At 48.3% G+C, this 13591-nt stretch carries 7 protein-coding genes; 6 read left to right on the top strand and 1 reads right to left on the bottom strand.

Features of this window, described 5'->3' with window-relative positions; all coding sequences use genetic code 11:
* Positions 1-21: 21 nt before the first annotated feature.
* The 3 genes from pgm to K0504_RS06455 all read left to right on the top strand — a co-directional run bounded on the left by pgm (position 22) and on the right by K0504_RS06455 (position 6234).
* Entirely contained in the window at positions 22-1674 is a 1653-nt protein-coding gene (gene pgm / locus K0504_RS06465; protein WP_220103357.1) for a phosphoglucomutase (alpha-D-glucose-1,6-bisphosphate-dependent), read from the top strand.
* A gap of 215 nt (positions 1675-1889) precedes the next feature.
* Positions 1890-4466 (top strand): glycogen/starch/alpha-glucan phosphorylase, encoded by a 2577-nt coding sequence (locus K0504_RS06460; RefSeq protein ID WP_220103356.1) that lies wholly within the window; start codon positions 1890-1892, stop codon positions 4464-4466.
* Between the two features lie 202 nt (positions 4467-4668).
* Entirely contained in the window at positions 4669-6234 is a 1566-nt protein-coding gene (locus tag K0504_RS06455) for a sensor histidine kinase (protein WP_220103355.1), read from the top strand.
* Positions 6235-6313: 79 nt separating this feature from the next.
* Here K0504_RS06455 and K0504_RS06450 read toward each other — a convergent pair whose 3' ends face one another.
* A complete protein-coding gene (locus tag K0504_RS06450) occupies positions 6314-8248 on the bottom strand; it encodes an exoribonuclease II (protein ID WP_220103354.1) in 1935 nt (644 codons plus the stop codon).
* 222 nt (positions 8249-8470) lie between these two features.
* Here K0504_RS06450 and astE point away from each other — a divergent pair, with 222 nt between their 5' ends.
* The 3 genes from astE (at position 8471) to K0504_RS06435 (ending at position 13586) form a co-directional block, all read left to right on the top strand.
* Positions 8471-9511 carry a succinylglutamate desuccinylase gene (gene astE / locus K0504_RS06445; RefSeq protein WP_220103353.1) on the top strand — a complete coding sequence of 347 codons (1041 nt, stop codon included), beginning with the start codon at positions 8471-8473 and terminating at the stop codon, positions 9509-9511.
* 125 nt (positions 9512-9636) lie between these two features.
* Complete coding sequence (gene ydiJ / locus K0504_RS06440; protein ID WP_449867073.1) at positions 9637-12714, top strand: D-2-hydroxyglutarate dehydrogenase YdiJ; 3078 nt, start codon at positions 9637-9639, stop codon at positions 12712-12714.
* A 92-nt stretch (positions 12715-12806) separates the two neighbouring features.
* On the top strand, positions 12807-13586 hold the full coding sequence (locus K0504_RS06435) for an MBL fold metallo-hydrolase (RefSeq protein ID WP_220103352.1): 780 nt from the start codon (positions 12807-12809) through the stop codon (positions 13584-13586).
* Positions 13587-13591 lie beyond the last annotated feature (5 nt).

The raw sequence follows: 13591 nt of genomic DNA, 5'->3' as shown, positions 1-13591 counted from the left end.
TTGACCTACAAAGGAAAACCAATGGCAATTCACCCAAGAGCAGGGCAAAAAGCCCAAACTCAGGACTTGTGCAGCGTTCCGCGCTTACTTACTGACTATTATCTGACTAAACCAGATCCAGCCAAGGTCGAACACAATGTTGCCTTTGGTACATCGGGTCATCGGGGCTCCAGTTTAAAGCAGTCGTTCACCGAAACTCACATTCTGGCAATTAGCCAAGCAATTGTGGATTACCGCAATGAGCAAGGAACGTTGGGGCCATTGTATTTAGGAATGGATACCCATGCGCTGTCAGAAGCAGCCTTCTGTTCAGCCATTGAAGTTTTTGTAGGCAATGGTGTTGAAGTTCGCGTTCAAAAAGACCGCGGTTATACGCCAACGCCGGTGATCTCTCATGCAATTTTGAGCCACAACGCGTCGAAGCCAGCCAACTTGGCTGACGGCGTGGTGATCACGCCATCGCATAACCCACCACAGGATGGTGGCTTCAAATATAACCCTCCAAATGGTGGTCCTGCCGATAGTACTGCGACCAAATGGATTGAGAATCGCGCTAACGATTTGATTGCCGCTGAGCTTGAAGGCATTGGTTACACACCATTTGATGAAGCATGGGAATCAAACCTATGCGTCGAGTATGACTATGTGAAGCCGTACGTGGATGATCTGAAAAATGTCATCAACATGGACGCAATTAAAAACGCCGGCGTGAAAATTGGTGTTGATCCTATGGGGGGCTCCGGAATTGCATTTTGGCCAGCAATTGCAGAAACCTATGGCTTGGATATTGAAGTCGTTAATGATCGTGTTGACCCAACGTTCAGCTTCATGACACTGGATAAAGACGGCAAGATCCGTATGGATTGTTCATCGCCTTACGCAATGGCAAGCCTGATTGATCTCAAAGATGACTTTGATGTCGCGGTCTCAAATGACCCTGATTATGATCGTCACGGCATTGTGACCAAATCAGTTGGTTTGATGAACCCGAACCACTATTTAGCCGTTGCTATTCAGTACCTCTATACCAATCGTCCTCAATGGCGTGACGATTTGGCGATTGGTAAAACGCTGGTTTCAAGTTCAATGATTGACTACGTTGCCAATTCACTCAGCAAAAACCTAAAAGAAGTGCCTGTTGGCTTTAAATGGTTTGTTGATGGGCTGTACTCCGGTGATTTCGGTTTTGGTGGTGAAGAAAGTGCGGGTGCTTCCTTCTTACGAATGGACGGTACCGTCTGGAGTACCGATAAAGACGGCATTATTCTGGCTTTGCTTGCCGCTGAAATTACTGCAGTAACGGGTAAAGATCCTGGTCAGCATTATCTTGATTTAGTTGAACAATTTGGTGCGCCGGTTTACAAACGTATCGATGCTCCAGCGAGTTCAGCACAAAAAGATGTGTTGGCTAATTTGACCGCAGATATGGTTGAAGCCGATACGCTTGCGGGTGATGCGATTACAGCTAAGCTTACCCATGCTCCTGGCAATGGCGCAGCGATTGGTGGCTTAAAAGTTGTAACTGCTAAAGGGTGGTTTGCCGCCCGCCCATCGGGTACAGAAGAAATCTACAAAATTTATGCAGAAAGCTTTGTTGGTGAAGAGCACTTGGCTCAAATCCAGCAAGAGGCACAAGATATTGTTGCTGCGGCTTTTGCTAAAGCAGGCTTGTAGACCGGTTTCACTTTTACCTAAACCCAAAGTAACTTGAGTAAGTGATGTTAAAGTTGCTTTGGGTTGTTATTGTGCTGATTTGAGTTGATCTAGATCGCGCCATACGCAGGTTTTGCCACCTATTATGTTGCCAGCAGTATTTAGTAAGGAACCTAAGGCTAGGTGTCTACTCTAAATATCCAGTTCGGTAATCACACATTAGGACGGTAATTGGTATGGCGATTAAAAAGGCTACTGGCACTACCACCGCCAGCAAAAAAACGACGACAACCACCAAAAAAGCTCCTGCGGCTAAGAAAGCCCCTGCAGCTAAAAAAACAGCTGTTAGTAACGCTGAAACAGAATTTGCGGTTCAGGTTTCCGTTGAAGAATTTAAAGAAAGTATTGTTCGTCACCTGAACACCACTTTAGGTACTGATGCAGAAAAAGCATCTGACAAGGCTTGGTGGGGCGCTACCGCTGCTGCCATTAACGAGTTGGTATTCTCTCGTTTAAGCTACACCCAAAAAACTCACCTCAACAAAGACACCCGTGCAGTTCATTACCTGTCACTAGAGTTCCTGATGGGACGCCTGATGGGCAACAACCTGCAAAGTTTAGGGCTGTTTGAAAATGCCGCACAAGCGCTAAAAGAACTGGGACATGATATTACCGATCTGGCTGAAGAAGAGCCGGATATGGCGCTTGGCAACGGCGGGTTAGGTCGTTTAGCGGCTTGTTTCATCGATTCACTCGCTAGCCTGAACTACCCAGCGATTGGTTACGGTATTCACTACGAGCACGGTTTATTCCGCCAAACAATTCAGCAAGGTCGTCAAATTGAGCGTGCTGATTCATGGCGTGAGTACGGCAACCCTTGGGAAATTTGTCGTCCAGAATCAACTCAAGAAGTGCCGCTGTTCGGTTATGTAGAGACGGTCTTCGAGCAAGACGGTAGCCTGCGTAAAGTTTGGCACCCAGGTAGCGTTATTAAAGGTGTGCCATGGGATATTCCTATTGTTGGCTATAAAGGCACCACCGTTAACATTTTGCGTTTATGGGAAAGCCGTGCGTCTGAATTTTTTGATTGGGATGCGTTTAATGCCGGTGCCTATAAAGATGCACAAGGCGAGCAAAACTTAGCTGAAACCGTATCAAAAGTTCTGTATCCGAATGATGAAACTGAAGCCGGTAAACAACTGCGCTTGGTTCAACAGTACTTCTTCTGTGCTTGTTCACTGAAAGATATCATGCGTCGCTACAAGCGTGCTCATGGCAACGACTTCAGCCAATACGCTAAACAAATTGTAATTCAGTTGAATGACACTCACCCAACCGTTGCAATTCCAGAACTGATGCGCGTGTTTATGGACGAAGAAGGCTTGAAGTGGGAAGACGCTTGGGCTATTTGCCAAGAAGCATTCGCTTACACCAACCACACGTTGCTACCAGAAGCTCTTGAGAAGTGGCCTGTCTACTTGTTTGAGCGCGTATTGCCACGTCACCTTGAAATCATTTATGAAATTAACCGCCGCTTCTTGGACGAAGTTGAAGCCAAGTGGCCTGGTGATGATGCCAAGAAGATCAAGTTGTCACTGATTGAAGAAGGTGCGCAACGCATGATCCGCATGGGTAACCTGTGTGTGGTTGGCTCATATAAAGTCAATGGTGTTGCCGCCGTTCACTCGGAATTGGTGAAAACCGATCTATTCCCTGAGTTCTATGCACTATGGCCAGAGAAGTTCGTTAATGTCACCAACGGTGTAACACCACGCCGCTGGTTGAAAGCTTGTAACCCACGCTTGAGCTCGCTTATCAGTGAGACCATTGGTGATGACTGGCCGGGTCAATTAGACCAATTGACGCAACTGGTTCCGCATGCTGGTAAAGCTGCGTTCCAGAAGAAATACATGCAAGCTAAGCGCGAAAACAAGCTAGAGCTGGTTAACACCATTCGCGAATTGACGGGGGTTGAAGTTTCTCCGGATGCCATCTTTGATGTTCTGATTAAGCGTCTGCACGAGTACAAGCGTCAGCACTTGAACTTGCTACACATCTTGGCCTTGTATCGTCGCTTGCTGGAAAATCCGAATATGGACTTCCACCCGATGGTATTCCTGTTCGGCGCCAAAGCGGCTCCAGGCTACAAACTGGCTAAAGAAATCATCTTCACTATCAACAAAGTTGCTGATCGCATCAATAATGATCCGCGCATCAAAGACAAGTTGAAAGTGGTGTTCTTACCAAACTACCGCGTGAGCTTGGCTGAGAAAATGATTCCTGCTGCTGACTTGTCTGAGCAGATCTCAACGGCTGGCTATGAAGCATCCGGTACCGGCAACATGAAGATGGCGCTCAACGGTGCTTTGACCATAGGTACAATGGACGGCGCGAATATTGAGATTGCGGAAGAAGCCGGTGAAGAAAACATGTTTATCTTCGGCCTGTCGGTTGATGAAGTGAAAGAAACCAAAGCCAAAGGCTACAATCCTTGGGATTACTACTACGGTAACCCAGAGATCAAAGCCGTGTTGGATTGGTTAGACACTGACTACTTCACGCCAGGTGAGCCAGGTGCATTGTCTGCTATCAAGCGCAGCTTGCTTGATGGTGGTGACCCATATTTAGTACTGGCGGATTTTGAAGCGTATTCTGAAGCGCATAAACGTGCTAATGAAATGTATAAAGATCAGAAAGCATGGGCTAAGAGCGCGATTTTGAATACCGCGCAAATGGGCAAGTTCACCTCAGATCGTTCGATTGAAGACTATGTGAAGAACATCTGGAACCTGACCAAATGTAGTGTTAAATAAGTACTGACTGAATCAGTTAGACTTTTTAAAAGCCACCTTCGGGTGGCTTTTTGCTGTTTAACAGGCCGATAACGCCATGACAAATAGCAGGAATGTGACTGGAGACTATAAATCGGTTCGCGACACTAACAAAAGTTGTCAATACTGAGGGAACATGGCACCTTCGTAGTGTAAACACTGGCAGGGATTGTTTAAGCGACCAATGAAACTGACGGCAAGCCCCCATCAGGGGAGCAGTAACAAATTAGGCCGTAAGGTCTTAATCTACATCATTATCTGTAGTACTGCGTTGTCGCTGCTTTCCACCGCAGCGCAAATTTATCGAGATTATGTGTATGACATCGAGAGCATTCAGCTGCGATTTAAGTCAATTGAATCGAGCCAGCTTGAATCCTTGATCTTAAACCTATGGGATGTCAATGACGACATTGTTGCTCAACACCTGATCGGTATCGTCAACCTTCCCGACATTAGCCATGCACAAATCACCTCGCCACTCGGCCAAGTGTATCAAGCCGGTGATGCGCAGATGCTGCCCGATGCATCCAAATCCTTTGACCTCATTTACGAAGGCCAGCACATTGGTACCTTGTTGGTTGAAGCTGACTACGACGATATCTACAGCCGTTTGAAGCAAAAAGCGGGTTTCATTTTGTTAAGCCAGCTTGGTAACACCTTAATCGTCGCGTTGTTTATGGGCGCATTGGTGTATTACCTCATTACCCGCCATGTCTACCGAATTGCCAGCTATAGCCGCGAATTGAGTATTGATAACTTAGAAGTGCCGTTGTCGTTAGAGCGTCGCAGAACAGGTACTGATGAGCTGGATGACTTGGTGACATCCATGAACCAAATGCGGGAAACATTGCGCAGCGATATTATTCGTCGGCAACAAGCTGAAGCTCAAGTTCAGCAAATGAATATTCGGTTGGAAGCTAAGGTACAGGAGCGTACTCGCTTACTCGAGCAGTCGATTGAAGAGCTGAAAATGGCGCAGGACAGCTTGATTCAATCGGAAAAAATGGCATCGCTCGGTAGCTTGGTTGCGGGTGTTTCCCATGAAATTAATACGCCGCTAGGTGTTTGTGTGAGTGCCAATTCAAACGTTTCAGCGCGATTACGCACGATTGTTTCGGAAGTTGATGCCGGCACCTTGACCAAAGGTCGGTTGACCAAATTCCTCGATCTGCAAACTGAATCATGCGGCATGATTGATAAGAGTTTACGACGCGCAGTGGAATTGATTAGTAATTTCAAATCTGTGGCGGTGAACCAATCAAATGACACCTTGCTCGAATGCAACATGAAAGAGCTGCTGCTTGAAAGTGTTGCCACAATTCGAACCGTGTTTAAGCGGGAAAATTACAAAATCAATATTGATGTCGACAACAGTGTTGAGCTGAAAACCTACCCGGGTGTTTGGCACCAAATCTTAACCAACTTGATGGTGAACTCGCATAAACACGGCTTTGAAGATATGGACGATGGCGAGATCTCCATGGTGCTGACCGAAGATGAAAATGAAGTGAAGTTTGTCTACAAAGACAATGGCCATGGCATTGCCAAAGACATTATTGATCGTGTCTTTGATCCGTTTGTCACGTCCAAACGTGGTCAGGGCGGCTCCGGGTTGGGCATGAATATTCTATTTAACTTAGTGCACGCAAAATTGAATGGTCGCGTCTCTGTGGCCAACCTTGAGAAAGGTTGCCAGTTTGAGATTACCTTTCCTTCGCAGCACCGAGCGATTGACGAAGACAAGCCTTAGCCTTGCACCGCGCTCGTTGCTAATAAACAATAAAAAAGGCGGCTCCCATAGGAGCCGCCTTTTTTAATTTAAACCAACGTTAGATGATTTCGGCCACTAAGCTTCGGTTGAGCGCTTTAATCTCGCTCAAACGAACCGTTACCACATCGGCCAAGCGATGTTTTACGTCACCTTCGACCAAGATAACGCCTTCATCAGCATTAACTTTCACCTGTTTTTTATCGGCGTGCAGGGTTGGTGCCGGAATAAATACCATGGCGCCATTTGCCACCAAGCGAGCGCGCATTCCGCCGCGATTGATATCAAAAATTTCGGCACTGAATTCCTGCTTCTCGGCCAAGGCTTGTTGCAAGTATTGAGCATACAAGAAGTCCGATAAATCACGCTCCGCAAACCGGTTGCGCTTGCGGCGCTCGGTGAGGTGCTCAGCATCATCTGCTGTCGGTTGTGGCAGTTGAGATTCCTTGCGCAAAATTGCTTTGATTAAGCGGTGGTTGATCATGTCACCATATTTACGAATCGGCGAGGTCCACGTGCCGTAGCAATCCAAGCCCATACCATAATGTTGGCCTGGCTCTACTTGTACTTCACTAAAGGATTGGAATTTACGCAAGCGCGAATCCAAATAGCCGGTTTCCAGTGTGTTGAGCCAACGGCGCAATTGGCAGAAACCGGAGAGCGACTTCAATGACTCGGCAGAGGCTTCACCACCATGTTCGCTAATGAGGGCGACCGCCGCGTCGAGTTGTTCGTCTTCAAAGCCTAGATGAACGTTATAAACGGCTTTGTCACTGTGGTTCCGTAGCCAAGTAGAGACCGCAATGTTGGCCACAATCATCGACTCTTCAATCATGCTATTGGCTATACGACGGTGCTCGGCATGAACGGCTTTCACGCTGGCATCTTGGTTTAACTCAAAACGATAGTCTGGGCGATCGGGGAAGGTGATTGCATGTTCATTACGCCAATTGACGCGGGCTTGGGTCATCGCATGCAAGGCTTGCAGTTGGGTTTCTAACTCGCCATCTTCTGGCTGCCAATCACCCGTTTTCTCCAACCAGTCCGATACCTTGTCGTACGCTAATTTGTAATGGGAACGAACGGTAGCCAAGCAAAGCTTAGGCTCGCCTGTCAGGGTGCCATCTTTAGTAATTTCTAAGGTGGCAACAACCGCGGGACGATCTTCGTTGGCCACTAAAGAACAAAGCTCTTCACTGAGACGAGACGGGATCATACTGACATTGCGAGCGGGTAAATACACCGTAAAGGCACGGTCGCGAGCAGCTAAATCCAAGGTTGAGCCGGCTTCGATATAGGCTGTCGGATCAGCAATAGCAACGGTAAGGCGCCAGCCAGATTCGGTTGTTTCTATGGCGAGAGCGTCATCCATATCGCGCGTTGATTCACCATCAATGGTGAACATGCGCAGCTTGGTTAAATCCTCGCGGGCAAGACCTTCGTCAATAACCGCAAGTTGCTCAGGTAGTTCGGGCTCTACAACCGGCAAATTATGGCGAGCGAGGGTGCATTGCCAAGCGGCATAAGGATCATCTTTTGCGGCGATCTTATGAATGATGTGAGCGTAGAAACTATTATCACCATTTAACGGGTGACGTTTTAATTCAGCCAGAACCCAATCACCTTCAACTAACTTGGTTGGCACTTGTAGATCGGCCTTGGCGTTGATGTTGATATTGATGTTGTGGTTTTCAGGGGTCACAAACCATTTGCCATTGCGACTACCTAGCGTGGCAACAAAGCGAGTGACTGCTTGTTGTATGAGTTTGTCTGGCTCCGCTTGGGTTTTGTCATTTTCACTGCGGATCACGGCGCTGACTTTGTCGCCATGCATCACCTTTTTCATAAACGGAGGGGCAATGAAATGACTAGTTTTGCGGTCAACTTCCAAGAACCCGTAACCTTTGGCGGTGGCTTTGATGGTTCCTTCAGCCGTTGGCAGGCTTTCACGGATATCTTGTTTCAGCTGCGCCAGCAGCGGATTGTCTTTAAACATAGGGACACGCTATTGGAAATAAAGCCGCAACTATACCTGTCCCGCGCTACTGCTTAAAGCTTGCCGGCCGGAAAATTGGTGTATTTAGCTAAATGTCCACTCGTCGTTACAAGGCGGCAATGAATCATTAGAATGAGCCGCCTCAATTATGACTTTGCTGTAACATACTGATGGCTAGATACGGCCTTTGAACTAACTAGCGCCATAATGAGTAATCAATGTATGAAAGGGGAAAAACAAGTCATGAAGGCATTTGATTTGTTGACGGCCACGCTAAATGGCGAAATGACACCGGGCGAATCCTGGCAGGATGAGTTCAACGTGTGGCAATGGCTTGACCAAGGCGTGCTGCACGTTGCGCCGCTCAGCCCGGCAGACAGCCGTAATTGCGATCGTGCAATTGTGCTGTCGTGCGCAATTCACGGCAATGAAACGGCCCCCATTGAATTGCTGGTTGATATGATTCAACAGCTGTCTTGTTCGCCACGGCGATTACAGGCCCGTGTACTGTTTATTTTGGGCAATCCGCCAGCGGTTGTGAATCAAACTCGATTCATAGAAGAAAACCTCAACCGGTTGTTCAGCGCCAGCCAACAGCAAGCAAAAGCGAAAAATCCAGAGCAGCAGCGCGCTATCGACTTAATGGCCGCCGTTGATCAATTTTTTAGCCAAGCATTGCCTCACCAGCGTCGCGTTCATTACGATTTGCATACCGCGATCCGAGATTCCCAATACCCATTTTTCGCGGTTTATCCTTATCACCCCGATGGCTTTAAACGAGCAGCCGTTGCTCGAATGCAAGCTGCAGACGTCAATACGGTGCTGTTATCCCATGAACCAGCAACGACATTTAGTTATTACAGCCATGCGCATCATCAAGCCGAAGCATTTACTGTCGAACTGGGCAAAGTAAAACCGTTTGGCGAAAACGACATGAGCAAATTGCAGCCTCTGAAGCAATTGCTAAACCAGATGTTGTACGGTCAGTGGCCAGAGCCAACGATTGCGCCGGAGCAACTTAAGCTGTTTACCGTCACTCGCGCAGTGCATCGACAACAGCAAGATTTTGAGCTCAGCTTTGATGACAAGCTTGCTAACTTTAGCCAGTTTAAACAGGGTCAATTGTTAGGGCGTGACGGTGATACCGATATAGTCGCCGAGCATGATGGCGAAGCTATCGTATTCCCGAACCGTAAAGTGGCCGTGGGGCAGCGGGCGCTGCTGACGGTGATCCAAGCTACGCCTGATTTATTGATCAATTAGTGTTAACAGACTGCTCCTACGTGAGCCGCTAGCACTGGTGAAAAACAAGCGCTTTTGCTAGATTGTGCGCCTATTTTTTGTAGTGCAACTTGCGTTGCAAGCCGTTATCTCATTGGAGTGTTGCTGTGTCAGACCAAACTGTCATTCCCCATATCCCTTCACAAGCATCCATTGCGCCTGTTTATATGGCCTATCTGGATGCTTTGAAAAGCGCGGGCTTTAGCGGTGACATTGAAACTAGCTACAGCGCTCGACTGAGTCTTGCAACCGACAACAGTGTCTACCAACAACTGCCTCAAGCCGCAGTGTTCCCGCGCTCCGTAGCGGATGTGCAACTCGTTGGTCAGGTCGCTTCGCGCGCTGACTTTAAAGATGTTCGCTTCGGCCCCCGCGGTGGCGGCACTGGCACCAACGGTCAGTCGTTAACGCCTGGCCTGGTGGTGGATTTATCACGCCACATGAACCAAGTGTTGGAAGTGAACCCAGAACAAAGCTGGGTGCGAGTTCAAGGCGGTTTGGTTAAAGACAAACTTAATGACGCATTGCGACCACATGGTTTTTTCTTTGCGCCGGACTTATCGACCTCAAACCGCGCAACGGTTGGCGGCATGATTAACACCGATGCATCGGGTCAAGGCTCGTTAGTCTATGGCAAAACCAGCGATCACTTGCTCGCAGTTACCGCGGTGTTAGCGGATGGCAGCTTGTTAGAAACTAAGCCTGTTGCCTTGTCGGAAGCTGAACAGCTCGCGCAGGGCGAGGGGAGTGTAGCCGCGGTTTATCGACAAGTGCTTGCAACCTGCACCGAACAGCAACAACGCATTGATGACACTTTTCCTCCGCTGAACCGATTTTTAACCGGATACGATCTCAAGCACGCCATCGACTGGCAACAACAACAGGTTGATCTAGGTCGACTGATTGCTGGCTCTGAGGGCTCGCTGGCGTTTGTTTGTGAAGCTAAATTCAATATCACGCCGTTGCCCAAAATTCGTACCTTAGTGAATGTGAAATACGACGGTTTTGAGGCTGCATTGCGCAACGCGCCGTCGATGGTTGAAGCCAACGCGACCAGCGTGGAAACGGTCGACTCGAAAGTTCTCAACTTGGCTCGTCAGGATGTGGTGTGGCATTCGGTCAGTGATCTCATTGAAGATGTGCCGGGCCATGACATGCAAGGCTTAAACATGGTGGAGTACGCCGATCAAGATGAAGCGGAGCACCAAGTTAAAGTCGATGCCCTGATTGCCAAACTTGATGACATGATGGCGCGGCAGCAAGCCGGCGTTATTGGTTATCAACTCACCTCTGATTTGGCCAGCATCAATCGCATTTACGGCATGCGTAAAAAAGCTGTTGGCCTGTTGGGTAATACCAAGGGCGCGCGCAAACCTATCGCATTTGCCGAAGACACCTGTGTCCCGCCTGAAAACCTAGCTGACTTCATCATGGAGTTCCGAGCGTTGCTCGATGCCCACCAACTGCAATATGGCATGTTTGGCCATGTGGATGCAGGGGTGCTTCATGTTCGCCCTGCCATGGACATGTGCGATCCAGAGCAAGAAGTGCTGCTGCGTACTATTTCAGACCAAGTGGTTGCCCTTACAGCCAAATACCGAGGGCTGATGTGGGGTGAGCACGGTAAAGGCTATCGCTCAGAGTATGGGCCGGAATTTTTTGGCGAGACCTTGTTTGCTGAACTTCGCAAAATCAAAGCTGCCTTTGACCCGCTCAATCGGATGAATCCAGGAAAGATTGCCACGCCAATCGACTCGGACGAAATTCTGGTGTCAGTTGATGCTAAAAAGCGCGGCGCTTACGATCGGCAAATCCCAGTGAATGTGCGCGATAGCTTCAAGCAAAGCGTCGACTGTAATGGTAACGGCCTTTGTTTTAACTACGACGTGACATCGCCTATGTGTCCATCCTACAAGGTTACTGGCGATCGTCGTCATAGCCCTAAAGGGCGCGCAGGCTTGATGCGCGAGTGGTTGCGGCAAGTGGCTGATCTCGGCCAAGATCCAATCGCGTTGGAGCAGCAATCGAATGGTTTGGCTGAGCAAGCGAAAGCCATCTTTGCGAAGTGGAAACGCACCTTCATTACGCCCAGCGAGAACGATTTTAACCACGAAGTCATGGATGCCATGAAGGGCTGTTTGGCGTGTAAGGCTTGTACCACCGCCTGCCCAATTAACGTTGATGTACCCACTTTTCGTGCTCGGTTTATGAATCTTTACTACCAGCGCTACCAGCGCCCTTTGCGCGACTATGTGATTGCGACATCGGAGTGGTATACGCCACTGATGGCAAAAGCACCCAAACTCAGTAATGCCATTGTTGGCAGTTCGCTGACGAACTGGTTGGGTGAAAAAACAATTGGCATGGTGGACTTGCCGCTGTTGTCAGTACCTACGCTCAAGCAACGCTTACAGCAAAATGCAGCGTTGGCATTTGAACTCGATGAAATTAAGTCGCTTACGCCGGAAGTACGCCAGCAGTTAGTGCTCATCGTTCAGGATCCATTCACGACCTACTATGACGCGCAGGTAGTGGAGGCATTGGTTCGCTTTATTAGTGCCATGGGCAAACAACCGGTGCTGTTACCGTTTAAACCAAACGGTAAGCCTCAGCACATTAAAGGATTCTTATCGGCATTTGCTAAAACGGCCGCCGATTCAGCCGCATTTCTTAATGAGCTTCATGCGCTGGATTTACCCATGATCGGTCTCGATCCTGCTTTGGTGATGACGTATCGAGATGAATACCAGCATGCTCTGGGCGACGCGCGAGGTGACTTCAATGTCATGTTGTTGCAAGAATGGTTGTTACCGCAGCTTGCTGAGTTGCCCGTGAAAGAGCCAAGTGACAGCGAATACACCTTGTTTGCCCACTGTACTGAAAAAGCGTACTTGCCAACTACTCATGCCGATTGGCAACGCATTTTTAGTCACTTTGGCGGCACGTTGAAACCGCAATCGGTTGGTTGCTGTGGCATGGCCGGCACCTATGGTCACGAAGCGCCTAATCAAACAAATAGTAAAGACTTGTACGCAATGAGTTGGGCTGAGCCAATGGCTACCGTGCCGCAACAACAGGTGCTTTCCACGGGATATAGTTGCCGTTCACAGGTCAAACGGTTGGAAGGCTTTAAGCCGAAGCATCCGGTTGAAGCGCTGCTTGAACTCGTCACCACCCCTTCGTAGCGAGGCATGATGAGTTGGTGGGTTAAGATCAATACACATGCTCAATAAATAGACAAAAATAAGTGCTTCTTCCGATCACATAGGACGTGGTAATGAAGCTCTTACGTTTATTGGTTTGGCTGTTACTACTTTGCCAGCCCATTGCTGGTGTTGTTGGCGCTGAACCCTCCGCGACCATTACTTATATTGGTTCGTCTGGTTACCTTGTTAAAACCACTGGCCATAAATTATTGTTAGACGGCGCCTTTGATAATGACGTTGCTCGATTTGAAGTAACGACCGCAAGTGAGCCCATAAAACAGCAGCTAATACACGCACAGCCACCATTTGATAAGCTAGATATGATTTTGGTGAGCCACGCCCATAAAGGCCACTTTGAGGCAACGTCAATTGCCCAAGTTATCATCAACAATCCTCAGGCTTTGGTTGTTACCACCGAAGCGGTTTACTCGCAACTTGCCGAGCTTGGAGAGCTGCAATCATCATCACTAAACCAAATTCACTATCCGAGATCTGAGATGGGGCAGCGCACGCATATTTCCCATCAAGGGCTGATTGTTGCGATGACAAAAACGGCACACTGGGGTGGGCTAGAGCAGCTCAACGTTGAAGTAACTGCGGATGATGTTAATTTGGCCTATGCGCTCGAAGCGGCAAGCTTTACCCCCGAAAATGTCATAGACATTCAATTTGTAACGGCATTAGCGCCTCAATCAAATGCCCGATTTAGGATTCTCACCCATCAAAGTGGTAATGAGAAAAAAGCTGAGCTAAAAAAACAGGTCGACTTAATGCCATCGACCTATTTCTTTACTGCGTCGGGCGAATCCATCGCAATAGAAACAACTGGAAATACAATCAACATTAAATAAGGGGC

Origin of the sequence: Neiella holothuriorum (assembly GCF_019457915.1) — a bacterium.
GTDB lineage: Bacteria > Pseudomonadota > Gammaproteobacteria > Enterobacterales > Neiellaceae > Neiella > Neiella holothuriorum.
The sequence above is the reverse complement of the archived record's forward strand: the minus strand, read 5'-3'. Positions and strand labels throughout refer to the sequence as shown.

Bases quoted from the DNA above. Each gene is read 5' to 3' on its own strand.
- pgm (WP_220103357.1), top strand. From the start codon at position 22: ATGGCAATTCACCCAAGAGCAGGGCAAAAAGCCCAAACTCAGGACTTG.
- K0504_RS06460 (WP_220103356.1), top strand. From the start codon at position 1,890: ATGGCGATTAAAAAGGCTACTGGCACTACCACCGCCAGCAAAAAAACG.
- K0504_RS06455 (WP_220103355.1), top strand. From the start codon at position 4,669: ATGAAACTGACGGCAAGCCCCCATCAGGGGAGCAGTAACAAATTAGGC.
- K0504_RS06450 (WP_220103354.1), bottom strand. From the start codon at position 8,248: ATGTTTAAAGACAATCCGCTGCTGGCGCAGCTGAAACAAGATATCCGT.
- astE (WP_220103353.1), top strand. From the start codon at position 8,471: ATGAAAGGGGAAAAACAAGTCATGAAGGCATTTGATTTGTTGACGGCC.
- K0504_RS06435 (WP_220103352.1), top strand. From the start codon at position 12,807: ATGAAGCTCTTACGTTTATTGGTTTGGCTGTTACTACTTTGCCAGCCC.